We start from the raw sequence: 16170 nt of genomic DNA, 5'->3' as shown, positions 1-16170 counted from the left end.
CAAAGCGGCCTAGTCTGACCCCATCTCCGGCGGCCCGTTGACGAGGCCGCGTCCTCAAGAGTTCTGTCCATGTCCGGCGAAACGGCACCCTCGCACCCTCAGGCGATCCCCCTGGAGGCGCTGGAAGCCAGCTTCGCGACCGCCATCGGCGGACCGCCCGGGCCCGACGCCCGATCCTACCTGGCCCAGGCCTGGGACGACTACGCCGCCGACGAGACGCCCGAGCTGAGCGGCGCGGACCTGGGCGCCCTGCTGGCCGCCGTCTGGAAGCTGGCGGGCGAGCGCAAGCCCGGCGAGGCCGCCCGCATCACCATCAGCCCGCTGACCGGCGCCGACGGCCGCCCCGCCGGCTTTGACAGCATCGGCATCGTCCAGGACGACCGGCCGTTCCTCGTCGACAGCGTCATGGGCGAACTGGCCGAGGCCGGGGTCACCGTCCGTTCGATGTACCATCCGATCGTTGAGATCGCAGGCCGGCGGGTCTCGCTGATCGTCGTCGTCATCGACCCCGTGCCCCAGGAACGTCGCGACGCCCTCGGCGAGGGCCTGGCCCAGACCATGGCCGATGTGCGCGACGCGGTCGCCGACCACGCCGCCATGAACGCCCTGATGGCGCGCTCGATCACCCATCTGGAAGCGACGCCGCGCGGCGTGGATCCAGGAGTCCTGGCCGAGAATCTGGCTTTTCTCCAGTGGCTGCAGGCCGATCATTTCGTCTTCCTCGGCGCCCGCGACTACGACTATCCGCGAAGCAAGGACGGCGGCTATGAGGCCGAGGCGCCCCTGTCGCAGTCGGGCGTCGGCCTGGGCGTGCTGGCGGATCCGGAACGGACCGTCCTGCGCCGCGCCAATGAGCCGGCGGTGCTGACCCGGTCGATGAAGAAGCAGCTGGACCTGTCCGAACCGGTCACTGTGGCCAAGGCCAATGTCCGCTCCCGCGTCCACCGGCGCGCCTATATGGACTATATCGGGGTCAAGCGGTTCGGACCGGACGGTCGCCCCTCGGGCGAGACCCGGTTCGTCGGCCTGTTCACCGCCGAGGCCTATGACAAGACGGCAACCCAGGTGCCGCTGGTCCGCCGCAAGGTCGCCAACGCCCTGACCCGCGCCGGCAAGACGGCCGGCAGCCACAGCGAGAAGCGCCTCAAGAACATTCTCGAGAACTACCCGCGCGACGAACTCTTCCAGGTCAGCGAGAACGAGCTGCTCGAGATCGCGCTGGGCATCCTGCACCTGCACGACCGGCCGCGCATCAAGACCTTCACCCGCAAGGATCCGTTCGACCGGTTCGTCTCGGTTCTGGCCTTCATCCCCCGGGAGCGGTTCGACGCCTCGGTCCGTGAACGGATCGGCAAGATCCTGGCCCGGGCCTGGGGCGGCCGTCTGTCGGCCTGGTATCCGCAGCTGTCGGACCAGCCGCTGGTGCGCATCCACTACATCATCGGCGTCACCCCGGGAGATCATCCGTGTCCGGATCAGGCGGCCCTCGACGCGGAAATCGCCGAGGCCGGCCGCAGCTGGATCGACCGTTTCGAGAGCGCCCTGCGCGAGGCCGATGTGGACGATGTCGTCGTCGGACCGTTGAGCGCGCGCTGGGCCCAGGCCTTCGGGGCCGGCTATCGGGATCGCTATGATGCGATGGAGGCCGTGCGCGACCTTCAGGCCGTCGATGTCCTGAACGACTCGGGGGTCAACGACGGCGGCGAGCCGGTGGCGGTTCGCGCCTTCCGCGCCGCGGGCGACGGCCCGCTGAATTTCCGCTTCAAACTCTATCACCGCGGCGGCGCCGTGCCGCTGTCGGACGTGCTCCCGATCCTGGCCGACATGGGACTCAAGACGCTCGAGGAATGGGGCCACGCTCTGTGTCCCGCGGGCGACTCCGAGATCCATGTGCATGAATTCCTGCTGGAGGACCCGCGCGGCGGTGGCCTGGAGTTCAGCGATGTGAAGGGGCCGTTCGAGGCCGCCTTCTCGGCGGTCTGGACCGGGCGGACCGAAAGCGACGGCTTCAACCGGCTGGTGCTGGAACTGGGCGTCGACTGGCGCGAGGCGGCGCTGGTGCGGACGCTGGCGCGCTACCGCCAGCAGACCGGTCTCGATCCCAGCCAGGCTGTGCAGGAAGAGGCGCTGCGCGACTATCCGGCCGTGGCGCGGGGCCTGCTGGCCCTGTTCGCGGCGAAATTCGATCCGGCGGCGGGCGGCGACGCCGCCAGCCGGGCGCCCGCCCTGGCCGCGCTGGTCGAGCAGATCAACGCCCTGCTCCAGGAGGTGAAGAGCCTCGACCACGACCGCGCCTTGCGGCGGATGGTCCTGCTGGTCCAGGCGATCAAGCGCACCAACTACTATCAGACCGGCGCCGACGGGGCGCCCAAGCCGCATATCTCGATCAAGATCGCCTCGCGCGAACTGGCCGACCTGCCCCTGCCCAAGCCGTTCCGAGAGATCTTCGTCTGCGCGCCGCATATCGAGGGCGTGCACCTGCGCTTCGGACCGGTGGCCCGCGGCGGCCTGCGCTGGTCCGACCGCCGCGACGACTTCCGCACCGAGGTGCTGGGTCTGGTCAAGGCGCAGCAGGTCAAGAACGCCGTCATCGTGCCGGTCGGCTCCAAGGGCGGCTTCTTCCCCAAACATCTGGCGGCCATCGTCCGCGCCGGGGGCGACCGCGACGCCCAGCAGGGCGAGGCCATCCGCGCCTACAAGACCTTCCTCTCCGGCCTGCTGGACATCACCGACAACATCGACAGGTCGGGCGCCGTCACCCATCCGAATGGCGTGGTCCGGTTTGAAGGCGACGATCCCTATCTGGTCGTGGCCGCCGACAAGGGCACGGCGACCTTCTCCGACATCGCCAACGGCATTTCGGCCGACTACGGCTTCTGGCTGGACGACGCCTTCGCCTCCGGCGGCTCGGTCGGCTACGACCACAAGGTCATGGGCATCACCGCCCGCGGCGCCTGGGAGGCGGTCAAGCGTCACTTCCGCGAGATGGGCAAGGACATCCAGACCGAGCCCTTCACCGTGGTCGGCGTCGGCGACATGTCGGGCGACGTGTTCGGCAACGGCATGCTGCTGTCGAAGGCGATCAGACTGGTCGCCGCCTTCGACCACCGCGACATCTTCATCGACCCGAACCCCGACCCGGCCTCCAGCTGGGCCGAGCGCGACCGGATGTTCAAACTGCCGCGCTCGTCCTGGCAGGACTACGACAAGTCGAAGATTTCACAGGGCGGCGGCGTCTTCCCGCGCTCAGCCAAATCGATCGAGCTGAGCCCCGAGATCAAGGCGGCGCTGGACATCCAGGAGGACGTGCTGGACCCGGCCGCCCTGATGAAGGCCATCCTGCTGGCCCCGGCCGAACTGCTCTATTTTGGCGGTATCGGCACCTATGTGAAGGCGCCCAACGAGACCGACGCCCAGGTCGGCGACAAGGCCAATGACGCCATCCGCGTCGACGGCGGCGAGGTCCGGGCCAAGGTCATCGGCGAGGGCGCGAACCTCGGCTTGACGCAGGCGGGTCGGATCGCCTTCGCCCAGTCCGGCGGCCGGATCAACACCGACGCCATCGACAACTCGGCGGGGGTCGACAGCTCCGACCATGAGGTCAACATCAAGATCCTGACCGGCGCCGCCATCGCCTCGGGCGCGCTGAAGGCCGGCGATCGTAACGCCCTGCTGGCCTCGATGACCGATGAGGTCGGGCTCAAGGTGCTGGCGCACAACTACGACCAGACGCTGGCGGTGTCGCTGCAGGAGGCGGAGGGCGCGGACGCGCTCAACGCCCAGCAGCGATTCATGCAGTGGCTGGGGGCCAAGGGCAAGCTGGACCGCAAGGTCGAGGGCCTGCCCGACGACGGCAAACTGGCCGAGCGCAAGGCGGCGGGCCAGGCCCTGACCCGGCCGGAGCTGGCGGTGCTGACGGCCTATTCCAAGCTGGAGCTGTTCGACGACATCGTCGGCTCGACGGCGCCGGACGACCCGTTCTTCAAACAGACGCTGGTGCGCTATTTCCCGGCCCCGCTGGCGAAGTTCGAAGCGGACATGCAGCGTCACCGCCTGCGCCGCGAGATCGTCTCGACCATATTGGCGAACGAGATCGTCAACATGTGCGGCCCGACCTTCCCCGAGCGTCTGCGCCTGTCGGCGCGGTGCGATACGGCGGCCCTGGTCATCGCGTTCGAGACAGCGCGGCAGGTGTTCCGTCTCGACCAGGCCTGGGACCAGGTCTCGGCCCTGGACCTGAAGATTTCGGCGGAAGCCCAGACGGTGCTGTACCAGGAAATCGCCACGGTTCTGCGCCGTCAGACCTTCTGGCTGGCGCGCCGCGCCATGCGGCCGGGCTGCACGGTCGACGCCCTGGTGGCCGCCTACCGGCCGGCGGCGGACGCCCTGCGCGCGGCGGGCGGGACGGTGCTGTCCCGCTTCGAACAGGACCGGCTGGAAGGCCGGGTCCAGAGCTTCACCGCTCTCGGCGTGCCGGAGGCCATGGCGCGTGACTTCGCCATGCTGCGCCCGCTGGTCGCCACGGCCGACATCGGCGATCTGTCGCGGCAGGCGGGCTGGCCCGAACCGGCCATGGCCATGCTGTACCACCAGGTCGGCGCGGCCTTCGATTTCGACCGGCTGCGGGCGGGGGCGGGCAATGTGCCCTCGGCCGATCATTTCGACCGGCTGGCGGTGCGCCGCCTGATCGAGGACCTGATGGCCGAACAGGCCACCCTGACGCGGGCCGTGGCCAAGGCCGCGGACGTCTCGGTCGGGGTCAGCGAGGCGACGGCCGAGGCCGCCGTGGACAGCTGGATCGGTCCGCGCCAGGACACGGTCGAAGGTGTGCGCGCCTCGGTCGACGAGATCGAGGCCTCGGGTGCGGGCTGGACCTTCGCCAAGCTGACCATCGCCAACAGCGTCGTCCGTGAGATCGCCTCGTCAGCAGGCTGATGGGGCCTTCTTGTGGGGCCGCGGTCGTCGGCCCTGCGGGACCTCCCGACCCGACGCGGGCAATCAGGTGGGCCGCGGTCAAAAGGCTTCGCCTTTTCGACCCGGCGCGGCCTGGCGCTTCGCGCTCGCGCCCGCGTTCTGCTAGCGTCGGGGGCTAAGGGAGAGGCTGATGCCGCGTAAATTTCTGGTCGTGGTCGACGACAGTCCGGAGTTCGAGACGGCGCTGCGCTACGCGTCGCGTCGCGCCCGCTCGACGGGCGGCCGGGTCGCCCTGCTGCGTGTCATCCCGGCCGCGGCATCGGACGCCCACTGGGCCGGGGTGCGCGAGGAGATCGAACGCCAGACCCGGCTTGAGGCCGAGGCCTCGCTGAACAAATGGGCCGGGGAGGCGGCGGAACGATCCGGCGAGACGCCCGTGCTGTTGATCGAACGCGGCGAGCCGCAGGACGCCATCCGCAAGGTCGTCGGCGAGGATATCGAGATCAAGATTCTGGTCCTCGCGGCGGGCGGCGGCGGGCGCGGGCCCGGTCCGCTGGTTTCGGCCGTGGTCAAACAGGGCGCGGCCTTCACCGGGCGCAAACTGCCGGTGACGATCGTCCCGGGCGAACTGACCGAGAAGGACATCGAGGATCTGGCCTGACGCGAGGGGCGCTATCGCTCGCGACGCGGTCGCTCGCTGTTTGAGCGCGTTAGGGTGCGCAGCGGAAGACCACGCGTCAGGGAGTCGCTCTTGAACCGGCCGCCCGCGGAGCGCACTTACGCGCCATGTTCATCCAGACCGAAGCCACCCCCAATCCCAATGCGCTGAAATTCCTGCCCGGACGGGATGTCGCTTCCGATCCGCGGGACTTCGTGAACCGGGACGAGGCTGCCGCATCGCCCCTGGCCGAGGCCCTGTTCCAGCTGGACGGCGTGACCGGGGTCTTCTTCGGCTATGACTACGTCTCCGTCACCCGTGGCCCCGACGGCCCGGACTGGACCGCGATGAAGGCCCCCATCCTCGCGGCGATCATGGATCATTTCGTCTCGGGCGCGCCGCTGATGCGCGAGGGGACGACGGTCGACGACGCCGGAGGCGACGAGGACTCCGAGGTCGTGGCCGAGATCAAACAACTGCTCGACAGCCGGGTCCGCCCCGCCGTGGCCCAGGACGGAGGCGACATCCTGTTCGACGCCTTCGACGAGGAGACGGGCGTCCTCACCCTGCGGATGCGCGGCGCCTGCGCCGGCTGCCCCTCGTCGACCGCCACCCTGAAGTCCGGGGTCGAGCAGATGATGAAACACTACATTCCGGAAGTGACCCGCGTCGAACAGGTGATCTGAGGGGTTGGCGCGCTAACGCTCGCGACGCGGTCGCTTGCTGCTTGAGCGCCGAGAGCCAGCGCTCAAACAGCGAGCCGCCGCGCGGCGAGCGGTAGCGCCCAAACAAACTGAAACGAATCTGTCCTCGCGTCCGGGGGCCGATTGCGCCATCATCCGTCCATGCCCCGTTTCCAGAGCGACAGCGACGCCCGACGTCTCGGCGAGGCCCTCGCGGCGCTGCGCCGGGGCCGCGCCCTGAGCCAGGCCGAGGCCGGCCGCAGGGCGGGCATGACCAGCCAGGGGTGGGGTCTGTATGAAACCGGCAAACGCTCGGGCCTGTACCGCCCCGACGTCCAGCGCCGGCTGACCGCCGCGCTGGACGCCACGCCGGAGGACCTGTTGCTGCATCAGGGTGCCGCCGCGCCCGGGATGGCCAGCGAAGGCCGCGCCTTCGTTCATGCGCCCGCGCTTCCCGGGAAAACAGGGACCCGCCGGCTGCAACTGTCCAATGACGACCTCGCGCCCTGGGCCGCCTCGGGCGTGGTGGTGGAGTATGAGCCGGGCCGCTGGCCACGGCGCGATCAGGGTTGCGTGATCGAGATGGCGAATGGCGAGATCCAGGTCCGACTCTATGACGGCGCGGACGCCGACGCCCTGACCGTGCGCGGCGGCCCGGGCGGTCTGATGGCGCGGGCGCGGATCGCGCGCTCGGACACCCGCGCCGTGTCCGCCGTCGTGGCCCGGCTGGAGCTCTGAATGAAACGAATTTATTGCAACGATTTCGTTTCCATGAAACAGTTCGTTCTCGCAAGGGACGGAGCGGACGGCCATGGCCAGAATCGGCGGACGGGACGAAGTCGACGTCTATGTCGGCGCGCGGATCGGGCTGAGGCGATCGGCCCTCGGCCTGTCGCAAAGCGCCCTCGCCCAGCAACTGGGGATCAGCTTCCAGCAGGTGCAGAAATACGAGACCGGCCAGAACCGCATTTCGGCTTCGCGGCTGCATCGCGCCGCCACGGTGTTGGGAACCTCGGTGGAGACCTTCTTCCCGCCGGTCGAGACAGCGCGCGGCACGGGCGACGACGGGTGGGAGCAGATGCGGTTCATCACCGCGACCACCGATGGACGCAGCGTCGCGGCGGGCTTTCCCTTGATCGAGGATCGCGACATCCGCAGGGCGGTGGCCCGCATCGTACGGGCGCTGGCGCGGGACGACTGAGGGTTCGCAGCCCCGGCGCGACGTCATGAGGTTGATGATCGTCGATACGGCCCTGGGCCTGTGCACCGCCGGCGTGTTCGCGGTCGACGGCGCTGACGCACGCCAACTGGGCTTGCGGTCGGAACCGATGGTCAAGGGCCATTCCGAACGCATCGCCGGCTTCGCCCGGGACGCGGCGGCGGAGGCGGGCGTGGCCTTCGCGGACCTGGACCGGATCGGCGTCACGGTCGGGCCGGGGTCGTTCACCGGCCTGCGGGTCGGCCTGGCCTTCGCCCAGGGGCTGGCGGCGGCGCTCGGTCGGCCGGTGGTCGGGATTTCGGCGCTCGACGCCCTCGCGGCCTCGGCGGGCGAGGCTCCGGCGGTCGCGGCCCTGATCGACGCCCGCCGCGGCCAGGTCTATGCCCGCTTCTGGCGCGACGGCGGCCCCGAAGGCCCCGCCGAGGCCCTGACGCTCGAAGCGGCGGCTGGCCGGATTGAACGCCTCGGGTCCGGTGCTGTGCTGGTCGGGTCCGGCGCGGCGCTGTTCACCGGACTCGCGCCCGACATGATCCTCCGCCTCCTCGACGGGCCGGAGCCTGGGGCCCTGGCCCGGCTGGCGGCGGCGGCCGATCCGGCCTTCGCCCGGCCGACCCCCCTGTATCTGCGCGCGCCCGATGCGACACCGCCCACCCGGCTTCCGGGCCAGGCCCGGACGCCGGCGCCATGAGCCGGAGCGCCGAGACGGCGGCGCGCCTCGCGGAGATTCACGCCGCTGCCTTTCCCGCGCCTTGGGACGCCGCCGCGTTCGAGGCCCTGCTGGCGCAGACGGGCGTCTTCGTGCTCGAGGCGCGGGACGGCTTCATCCTGCTGCGGGCCGTCGCCGACGAGGCCGAGATCCTGACCCTGGCCGTGCGTCCAGCGGCGCGGCGGTCGGGTCTGGGCGCCGGGCTGGTCAAGCAGGGCGCGGCGGCGGCGGCGGCGCGCGGCGCGACCCAACTGTTCCTCGAAGTGGCCGATGACAACGCCCCCGCCCGCGCCCTCTACGCCCGCGCGGGCTTCGCCGAGGCCGGCCGGCGACCCGGCTATTACGCCCGCCCCGACGGCGGCCGGCAGGACGCGCTGATACTGGCCCTAAACTTGACGGCCCCGCTTCCCTAGCGCGGGCGGCCCGCCTATCCTGCCCGCCATGGACCGGATCGAAAAACTCTGCGCTGAGCGCGGCATGCGCATGACCGAGCAGCGGCGGGTGATCGCCCGGGTGCTGTCCAGCGCGGACGACCATCCGGACGTCGAGGAACTGTACCGCCGCGCCTCGGCCATCGATCCGCACATCTCGATCGCCACCGTCTATCGCACCGTCCGCCTGTTCGAGGAGGCCGGAGTCGTTGAAAAACATGACTTTGGCGATGGGCGCAGCCGCTATGAAGAGGCGGGCGACGACCACCACGACCATCTGATTGACACCCGCACGGGCGAGGTCATCGAATTCTTCGACGCCGAGATCGAGCGGCTGAAGACCGAGATCGCCGAACGCCTCGGCTTCGAACTGATCGGCCACAAGCTGGAGCTCTACGGCAAGGCGATCGAGGGGGCGGAGCCGTCCAAGCGGGAAGGCCTGATCTTCACCCGCCACGCCCACCGGGTCGATCCGGACAAGCTCGATATTTGATCGGGCCGCGGTCAGGAGGCTCCGCCTCCTCGATCCGACGCGGCCCGGGGCTGGAGTTCCGGTAGCCTGCCGTAACCCGGCGCGCTAAACACGCCGTCCATGACCGAAACCCTCGCCCCGCCGCAGGACGGACCGGCCGCGCCCAAGCGGCTGTTCATCAAGACCTACGGCTGCCAGATGAACGTCTATGACAGCGAGCGCATGGCCGATGTGCTGCGCCCGCTGGGCTATGCCACGACCGACACGGCCGAGGGCGCCGACTTCGTCATCCTCAACACCTGCCACATCCGCGAGAAGGCGGCCGAGAAGGTCTATTCCGAGCTCGGCAAACTGAGAGAATTGAAGGACGCGCGGGCGAGGAATTCGACGACTCCGATGATTATCGCCGTGGCCGGTTGCGTCGCCCAGGCCGAGGGCGAGGAGATCATGCGCCGGCAGCCGGCGGTCGATCTGGTCGTCGGGCCGCAGGCCTATCACCAGTTGCCCGAACTGCTGACCCGCACGGCGCGGGCGCGGGGCGAGCGGATCGGGGCGGATTTCGCCCCCGTCGACAAGTTCGACGCCTTGCCGGCGGCGCGTGGCGTCGATGGGCCGACCGCCTTCCTGACGGTGCAGGAGGGATGCGACAAATTCTGCACCTTCTGCGTCGTGCCCTATACGCGCGGGGCCGAGTGGTCGCGGCCGGTCGCCGCCATTCTGGCCGAGGCGCGGCGGCTGTCGGATCAGGGGGTGCGCGAGGTGACCCTGCTGGGCCAGAACGTCAACGCCTATGACGGCGAGGGGGCCGACGGCGCGCCCTCGACCCTGGCGCGGCTGGCGTACGCCCTGGCCGACATCCCGGGGATCGACCGCATCCGCTATACGACCAGCCACCCCAACGACATGTCGGACGACCTGATCGCCGCCCATGGGGAGCTGGAGGCGCTGATGCCCTGGCTGCATCTGCCGGTGCAGGCGGGATCGGACAGCATCCTGCGGGCGATGAACCGCAAGCACGGGCGACAGAAATATTTCGACCTGATCGACCGCGTTCGCGCGGCGCGGCCCGACATCGCCCTGTCCGGGGATTTCATCGTCGGCTTCCCCGGCGAGACCGACGCGGACTTCGAACAGACGATGGATCTGGTCCGGCGCGTCGGCTACGCCTCGGCCTTCTCCTTCATGTATTCGCCCCGGCCCGGCACGCCGGCGGCGACCATGGGGGCGCAGGTCCCCGAGGCTGTGGCGCGGGAGCGGCTGCATGCGCTGCAGGCCCTTCTGTGGGAGCAGCAGACGGCATTCAACGCCGCCATGACCGGACGAACCATGGACGTCCTGCTCGAGAAGAAGGGCCGTCACGGCGCCCAGGCCATCGGCCGTTCGCCCTGGCTGCAGTCGGTCCATGTCGACGACGCGGATCATCTGATCGGCCGGATCGTTCCGGTCGAGATCGAACACGGCCAGCAGAATTCGCTGAAGGGCCGACAGACCGAAACCGACCGCCCTCAAGAAGCGAGACGCCGCGCGTCGAGCGGTAGGGCGCAAGAGAGCATCCATGGCGCGTGAGAGTGAGTTCCTGGCCCTCGGCGACGTCGCCCTGCGCGCCGTCATCGGTCCCAACAGCCGCCACCTCGCCCTGATCGAGGACCGGTTCAAGGTGCTGGTCGAGACCCCCGGCGGGGGTGTCTCGATCAACGGCTCGGCGCGTGACCGGGCCCAGGCCAAACGGGTCATTGAGACCCTGATCACCCGCGCCGAAACCGGCGCCGAAATCACCGAGGCCGATGTCCGCACCGCCCTGGGCGCCGCCGTGGCCCAGCCGCGGGCGGGGCAGGGGAGCGTGGCCCCCGACGCCATCGCCCTGCCGGTCGGACGGCGCGGCGCGATCGCGCCCAAGACGGCGGCCCAGGCCAACTATCTGTCGCTGCTCAGCCGCTGCGAGCTGACCTTCGGCGTCGGCCCGGCGGGCACGGGCAAGACCTTCCTGGCGGCGGCCTACGGCGCCTCCCTGCTGCGGCGGGGACAGGTCGACCGTCTGGTCATCACCCGCCCGGCGGTCGAGGCGGGCGAGAAGCTGGGCTTCCTGCCGGGCGATCTGAACGAGAAGGTCGATCCCTATCTGGCGCCGATCTGGGAGGCGCTGAACGATATCCTCGGTCCCGACGACGTGCGCCGCCGGCGCGACAAAGGCGAGATCGAGGCGGCGCCCATCGCCTTCATGCGCGGCCGCACCCTGGCCCACGCCTTCATCATCGTCGACGAGGCCCAGAACACCTCGCGGCTGCAGATGAAGATGGTTCTGACCCGTCTGGGGGAGGGCGCGCGGATGGTGGTGACGGGCGACCCGTCGCAGGTCGACCTGCTCAATCCGCGCGACTCCGGCCTGAAACACGCCCTGCGCATCCTCGAGGATGTGAAGGGGGTGGGGGTGCAGCGGTTCGAGGCCCAGGACGTGGTCCGCCACGCCATGGTCGAGCGGATCGTGCGCGCCTATGACGCCGATTCCGCCAGCCGCCGCCCGGCCGCCGATCTTGAGGATCCCGACGCATGATCGAGGTCGAGGTCGAGGACGCGGCCTGGACGGCGGCCCTGCCGGACGCCGTGGCGGTGGTCGAACGGGCGGCGGCGGCGGCGCTGGGGGCGATCGAGGGCGATCTGGTCATATTGCTCACCGACGACGCGGCGGTCGGCGAGCTTAATCAGCGGTTCCGCGACCGGCAGGGGCCGACCAATGTCCTGTCCTTCCCGGCCGCCGAAAGCGCCGCGCCGCATCTCGGCGACCTGATGCTGGCCTTCGGCGTCTGCGCGGCCGAGGCGGCGGCGCAGGGCAAGACCCTGTCCGACCATCTGACCCATCTGACCGTCCACGGCGTGCTGCACCTGCTGGGCCGCGACCATGTCGACGAGGCCGAGGCCGAGGCGATGGAGGCCGAGGAGCGAAGCCTGCTTGCCAGCCTGGGCGTCGCCGACCCATACAGGCCGAATGAACCTGCTCACGGCGACGCTTGACGACGACGGCCCCAATGACGGACGGGGCGCGCGGCTGATCCTGCGCCTCGGCCGCATTGGTCTGGCCCTGGCCGCCGGGGCGGGCGCGGCCGTTGCCCACCCTCCGTTCGGCTTCCTCCCCGGCCTGCTCGGCTACGCCCTGCTGATGTTCCTCGCCGAGCGATCGACCTCGGTGCGCGGCGCCTTCTGGATGGGCTGGCTGGCCGGCTTCGCCTACTTCTTCATAAGCTGCTGGTGGGTGGCCGAGGCGTTTCTGGTCAATCCCGCCCAGGCCTGGATGGCGCCGTTCGCGGCCTCCTTGCTGCCCATCGGCCTTGGCCTGTTCTGGGGGACGGCGACGGCCCTGTACCGCCGGTTCCTGCCCGGCGGGGTCAAGCGGGTCCTGTTCTTCGCCGCCCTGTTCTGTCTGCTGGAATGGCTGCGCGGCCATGTCCTGACCGGCTTCCCGTGGAACCCGGCCGGGGCCAGCTGGAAGGCCGGGTCGGCAGCGTCCCAGTTCGCGGCGATCGGCGGAGTCTATGGGCTCAGCTTTATCACCGTGGCGGCGGCGGCCGCCTTCGGCCCCCTGCTGAACGCCGGACCGCGCAAGGCCCGGGTCGGGGCGGCCGTGCTGGGCGCACTGGTCATCGCGGGATTGGTGATCGGCGGCGCCGTGCGCCTGTCGCAGGCGCGGCTCGAGCTGACCGACACCGTGGTGCGCATCGTCCAGGCGGATGTGGACCAGGAGTCCAAATGGACGCCCGAGGCCTATCGCGGCATCGTCGACCGCTACGTCAATCTGACCGCCCGGCCCGGTGCGGTCACGCCGGACCTGATCATCTGGCCGGAGGGCGCGCTGCCGGCCTCGGCCAATCAGGTCTTCGCCCCCGGCTCGCCGGAGGCCGCGGCCATCGCCCGCGCGGTGCAGCCGGGCCAGAGCCTGATCATGGGACTGGGGCGCGGCCTGCCCGACCCCTCGGCGCCGGAGGGCGCGCGCTATTTCAACAGCCTGTTCGTGCTGACCGATCAGGGCGGCGACGGGCTCGCCATCACCGCCGTCTATGACAAATACCGGCTGGTGCCGTTCGGCGAATATCTGCCGGCGGGCGACCTGCTGGGGGCCCTGGGCGTGCGCAGCCTGACGCATATGCCGACGGATTTCAGCGCCGGCCCCCGTCCTGCGCCCATCGACATTCCCGGCGCGCCGCGCGCCCAGCCGTTGATCTGCTACGAGAGTCTGTATCCAAGCTTCACGCCCGGCGCCGCCGGCCGGCCGGCCTGGATCGTCAACATCTCCAATGACGCCTGGTTCGGCCGCAGCTCCGGTCCGCTCCAGCATCTGAACCTGGCCTCCTATCGCGCCATCGAGACGGGTCTGCCGATCGTGCGCTCCACGCCGACGGGGGTGTCGGCCATGATCGATCCCTGGGGCCGTGTGATCGGGGACCAGCGGCTGGAACCGGGCGAGAGCGGGGTGATCGACGCCCGCCTGCCCCGGCCCACCGAAGTGACCCTGTACGGGCGGGTCGGCGACCTGCTGTTCTGGCTGGTGGTGCTGGCCGGACTCGCGACCGGGGCGCCCTGGCATCGGCTCCGGCGCTTGCGCCCGAGCGTGTGAATTCAGGCCCGGAACAGCCCGATTCGCGCCATGCGAGAGGGTTAGAACCGGTTACGCAACCCCTGCTGGGCGGGGCGCCGCCGTTTTTGCATTTTTTGATGACAGCGGCGAATCCCAAGCGCATTCAGGCTTAGCGGTATGTAACCGAGGGACGAACGGACGATGGCGAGAGGCAAGGGCGAGGACGGTCCTCATCCGGTGGACCGGCACGTTGGCCGGCGCGTTTGCGAGAAACGCCTGGCGCTCGGTTATAACCAGAGCGATCTCGGCCGGGCCCTCGGCCTGACGTTCCAGCAGATCCAGAAATACGAGAAGGGCGCGAACCGGATTTCGGCGTCCAAGCTGTGGGACATCGCCCGCTTCTTCAAGGTCGACATAGGCTATTTCTTCGAGGGCCTGACGGGCGCCCAGATCGCCGGAATGGCCGAGGGCGGCGCCGGCTTCGAGCATGATTTTCCGGCCACCCGCTACACCATCGAGATCGGTCGGCTGGCTCCCCAGCTTTCCAGCCGCCAGCAGAAGCTGGCCCTCGAGCTGATCCGCGACATGGCCGAACGCAAGGAGTCGGACGAGGACTGATCGCCTCGCCCGCTCCCGGTTTCCCTATTCCTCCGACGCCGTCCGACGCCGCCCGAAGTCCGGCGCGGCGGTCTTCTGTTCGGCCCAGTAGGCGGCCCCGTCGCGCGGCTTGAACATCGTTCTGGGCGCCCCGTCGCGCGACACCACGGCGAAGGTGTTGGTTGAGGCCTGGTACAGCAGCACATCGCCATTGGGGCGTTCGACCCGGTCCGTCCCGGCGGGCGGACGGGCCGTGAAGGCCTGGATCTTCGCCAGATAGTCCTGCGGCGTCGCGGCGCCGAAATCCGCGCCGTTGCGCTCGAACAGCCTTGTGATCTTGGCGTCCACGGTTTCGCGCCGATTGGCGGTGATCGCGGGCCGGACGTCTTCCCGGTTCGTGCCGGCCGCCGCCGTCGGGCCCGGGGCGCCCGGGGCGGCGGTCAGTGTCGCCTCCCCACCCTCCGCCGCGCGGTCGCGCGTTTCGACAGCCGAGCCGCCGTTGCCGCACGCAGCCAAGGCCAGCGCCGCCCCGGCCAGCCACCCTAAACGCTTGTTGGCGATCATGAATCCCTCCCATGGTTGAAATCCGCCAGGCACAAGATAACCACAGGTCATATGTTCATGCAATGTTCCAGTCGCGGCGGGTTCCTCTCGACGCCGCCCGGTCGCATCGCTAGATCAGCGGCATGACCCCAGCCTCGCTGTCCGGACGCAAGATCCTGCTGATCGTCGGCGGCGGCATCGCCGCCTACAAGGCGCTGGAACTGGTGCGGCTGCTCAGGAAGGCCGGGGCCGAGGTCATGAGCGTGCTGACCGCGGCGGGGGCCGAGTTCGTGACGCCGATGTCGCTCGCCGCCCTGACCGGCCATCCCGTGCGCCAAGCCCTGTTCATGCCCGAGGACGAGACGGCCATGGGCCATATCGAGCTGTCGCGCTGGGCCGATCTGGTGGTCGTGGCGCCGGCGACGGCGGGTCTGATCGCCAAGGCGGCCAACGGTCTGGCCGACGACCTGGCCTCGACCACGCTTCTGGCGACCGACAAGCGGGTGCTGCTGGCCCCGGCGATGAATGTGCGGATGTGGCAGCATCCGGCGGTGCAGGCGAACATGGCGCGGCTGAAGGGGTTCGACGGATTCCACGGCGTGGCGGTGATCGGGCCGGACGAGGGCGAAATGGCCTGCGGCGAGTTCGGCCCCGGCCGGATGGCCGAACCGGCGGCGATCCTGTCGGCGATCGAGGGCCTGCTGGCCGGGCCGGACGGGCGGCCGCTAGCGGGGCGCAGGGCGGTGGTCACCGCCGGTCCCACATTCGAGCCGATCGATCCGGTGCGCGGCCTGACCAACCGCTCCAGCGGCAAACAGGGCTATGCCATCGCCGAGGCCCTGGCCCGGCTGGGCGCGCAGGTGACGCTGGTGTCGGGGCCCGTGGCGCTGGCCGCTCCGGTCGGGGTCGAGCGGGTCCAGGTCGAAACAGCCCGCGAAATGCAGGTGGCGGTGGCGGCGGCCTTGCCGGCCGACATCGCGGTGATGAGCGCGGCCGTGGCCGACTGGCGCGTCGACGGCGTGGCCTCGGGCAAGATCAAGAAGGCCCCGGGCGGCCCGCCCTCCCTGTCCCTGATCGAAAATCCGGACATCCTCGCCGGCGTTTCCGCGCCCGGAAAGAAGCGGCCGAAACTGGTGGTCGGCTTCGCCGCCGAGACCACGGACCTTGAGGCCAACGCCCGCTCGAAGCTGTCGCGCAAGGGCTGCGACTGGATCGTCGGCAACGATGTCTCCGACGACGTCTTCGGGGCCGACGGCAATACCGTCACCCTGTTCACCCGCGACGGCTCGGCCGAGACCTGGCCGCGCCAGTCCAAGGCCGAGGTGGCGCGCAAGCTGGCCGCCCGCATCGCCGACCATTTCAAAGCCTGAGAGCCAGTCC

At 70.0% G+C, this 16170-nt stretch carries 15 protein-coding genes; 14 read left to right on the top strand and 1 reads right to left on the bottom strand.

Translation table 11 applies throughout. The features are described from left to right. Window positions 1-69 precede the first annotated feature (69 nt). The 13 genes from B2742_RS05435 to B2742_RS05375 all read left to right on the top strand — a co-directional run bounded on the left by B2742_RS05435 (window position 70) and on the right by B2742_RS05375 (window position 14268). Complete coding sequence (locus B2742_RS05435) at window positions 70-4935, top strand: NAD-glutamate dehydrogenase (protein WP_292063855.1); 4866 nt, start codon at window positions 70-72, stop codon at window positions 4933-4935. Between the two features lie 169 nt (window positions 4936-5104). Continuing rightward, complete coding sequence (locus B2742_RS05430; protein ID WP_292063853.1) at window positions 5105-5575, top strand: universal stress protein; 471 nt, start codon at window positions 5105-5107, stop codon at window positions 5573-5575. A 125-nt stretch (window positions 5576-5700) separates the two neighbouring features. Next, window positions 5701-6258: a NifU family protein gene (locus B2742_RS05425; protein WP_292063852.1), complete on the top strand. Its 558-nt coding sequence runs from the start codon at window positions 5701-5703 to the stop codon at window positions 6256-6258. A 159-nt stretch (window positions 6259-6417) separates the two neighbouring features. Further along, window positions 6418-6993 carry a helix-turn-helix domain-containing protein gene (locus tag B2742_RS05420; RefSeq protein WP_292063851.1) on the top strand — a complete coding sequence of 192 codons (576 nt, stop codon included), beginning with the start codon at window positions 6418-6420 and terminating at the stop codon, window positions 6991-6993. A 73-nt stretch (window positions 6994-7066) separates the two neighbouring features. After that, entirely contained in the window at window positions 7067-7456 is a 390-nt protein-coding gene (locus B2742_RS05415; protein ID WP_292063850.1) for a helix-turn-helix domain-containing protein, read from the top strand. A gap of 25 nt (window positions 7457-7481) precedes the next feature. Beyond that, complete coding sequence (tsaB, locus tag B2742_RS05410; protein WP_292063849.1) at window positions 7482-8162, top strand: tRNA (adenosine(37)-N6)-threonylcarbamoyltransferase complex dimerization subunit type 1 TsaB; 681 nt, start codon at window positions 7482-7484, stop codon at window positions 8160-8162. Further along, a complete protein-coding gene (gene rimI, locus B2742_RS05405; RefSeq protein WP_292063848.1) occupies window positions 8159-8593 on the top strand; it encodes a ribosomal protein S18-alanine N-acetyltransferase in 435 nt (144 codons plus the stop codon). The genes tsaB and rimI overlap by 4 nt, the downstream gene beginning before the upstream one ends. A gap of 28 nt (window positions 8594-8621) precedes the next feature. Continuing rightward, window positions 8622-9104 (top strand): Fur family transcriptional regulator, encoded by a 483-nt coding sequence (locus B2742_RS05400; protein ID WP_292063847.1) that lies wholly within the window; start codon window positions 8622-8624, stop codon window positions 9102-9104. A 99-nt stretch (window positions 9105-9203) separates the two neighbouring features. Then, entirely contained in the window at window positions 9204-10649 is a 1446-nt protein-coding gene (gene miaB, locus B2742_RS05395) for a tRNA (N6-isopentenyl adenosine(37)-C2)-methylthiotransferase MiaB (protein WP_292063846.1), read from the top strand. Further along, complete coding sequence (locus B2742_RS05390) at window positions 10639-11634, top strand: PhoH family protein (RefSeq protein ID WP_292063844.1); 996 nt, start codon at window positions 10639-10641, stop codon at window positions 11632-11634. The genes miaB and B2742_RS05390 overlap by 11 nt, the downstream gene beginning before the upstream one ends. After that, a complete protein-coding gene (ybeY, locus tag B2742_RS05385; protein WP_292063842.1) occupies window positions 11631-12092 on the top strand; it encodes an rRNA maturation RNase YbeY in 462 nt (153 codons plus the stop codon). The genes B2742_RS05390 and ybeY overlap by 4 nt, the downstream gene beginning before the upstream one ends. After that, window positions 12067-13689: an apolipoprotein N-acyltransferase gene (gene lnt / locus B2742_RS05380; RefSeq protein WP_292063841.1), complete on the top strand. Its 1623-nt coding sequence runs from the start codon at window positions 12067-12069 to the stop codon at window positions 13687-13689. Before ybeY ends, lnt begins: the two co-directional genes overlap by 26 nt. Window positions 13690-13851: 162 nt before the next feature. Then, entirely contained in the window at window positions 13852-14268 is a 417-nt protein-coding gene (locus tag B2742_RS05375) for a helix-turn-helix domain-containing protein (protein ID WP_292063839.1), read from the top strand. Between the two features lie 24 nt (window positions 14269-14292). Here the strand turns inward: B2742_RS05375 and B2742_RS05370 are convergent, their stop codons facing one another. Beyond that, window positions 14293-14811, bottom strand: coding sequence for an S-type pyocin family protein (locus B2742_RS05370; protein WP_292063837.1), 519 nt, complete (start codon window positions 14809-14811; stop codon window positions 14293-14295). A 122-nt stretch (window positions 14812-14933) separates the two neighbouring features. Between B2742_RS05370 and coaBC the strand changes: the two genes are divergently transcribed. Then, window positions 14934-16160 carry a bifunctional phosphopantothenoylcysteine decarboxylase/phosphopantothenate--cysteine ligase CoaBC gene (coaBC, locus tag B2742_RS05365; RefSeq protein ID WP_292063834.1) on the top strand — a complete coding sequence of 409 codons (1227 nt, stop codon included), beginning with the start codon at window positions 14934-14936 and terminating at the stop codon, window positions 16158-16160. Window positions 16161-16170 lie beyond the last annotated feature (10 nt).

The organism is Brevundimonas sp. UBA7664 (assembly GCF_002483305.1).
Lineage (GTDB): Bacteria > Pseudomonadota > Alphaproteobacteria > Caulobacterales > Caulobacteraceae > Brevundimonas.
The sequence above is the reverse complement of the archived record's forward strand: the minus strand, read 5'-3'. Positions and strand labels throughout refer to the sequence as shown.

Coding starts and splice junctions, on each gene's coding strand:
- B2742_RS05435 (WP_292063855.1), top strand. CDS start 70: ATGTCCGGCGAAACGGCACCCTCGCACCCTCAGGCGATCCCCCTGGAG.
- B2742_RS05430 (WP_292063853.1), top strand. CDS start 5,105: ATGCCGCGTAAATTTCTGGTCGTGGTCGACGACAGTCCGGAGTTCGAG.
- B2742_RS05425 (WP_292063852.1), top strand. CDS start 5,701: ATGTTCATCCAGACCGAAGCCACCCCCAATCCCAATGCGCTGAAATTC.
- B2742_RS05420 (WP_292063851.1), top strand. CDS start 6,418: ATGCCCCGTTTCCAGAGCGACAGCGACGCCCGACGTCTCGGCGAGGCC.
- B2742_RS05415 (WP_292063850.1), top strand. CDS start 7,067: ATGGCCAGAATCGGCGGACGGGACGAAGTCGACGTCTATGTCGGCGCG.
- tsaB (WP_292063849.1), top strand. CDS start 7,482: ATGAGGTTGATGATCGTCGATACGGCCCTGGGCCTGTGCACCGCCGGC.
- rimI (WP_292063848.1), top strand. CDS start 8,159: ATGAGCCGGAGCGCCGAGACGGCGGCGCGCCTCGCGGAGATTCACGCC.
- B2742_RS05400 (WP_292063847.1), top strand. CDS start 8,622: ATGGACCGGATCGAAAAACTCTGCGCTGAGCGCGGCATGCGCATGACC.
- miaB (WP_292063846.1), top strand. CDS start 9,204: ATGACCGAAACCCTCGCCCCGCCGCAGGACGGACCGGCCGCGCCCAAG.
- B2742_RS05390 (WP_292063844.1), top strand. CDS start 10,639: ATGGCGCGTGAGAGTGAGTTCCTGGCCCTCGGCGACGTCGCCCTGCGC.
- ybeY (WP_292063842.1), top strand. CDS start 11,631: ATGATCGAGGTCGAGGTCGAGGACGCGGCCTGGACGGCGGCCCTGCCG.
- lnt (WP_292063841.1), top strand. CDS start 12,067: ATGAACCTGCTCACGGCGACGCTTGACGACGACGGCCCCAATGACGGA.
- B2742_RS05375 (WP_292063839.1), top strand. CDS start 13,852: ATGGCGAGAGGCAAGGGCGAGGACGGTCCTCATCCGGTGGACCGGCAC.
- B2742_RS05370 (WP_292063837.1), bottom strand. CDS start 14,811: ATGATCGCCAACAAGCGTTTAGGGTGGCTGGCCGGGGCGGCGCTGGCC.
- coaBC (WP_292063834.1), top strand. CDS start 14,934: ATGACCCCAGCCTCGCTGTCCGGACGCAAGATCCTGCTGATCGTCGGC.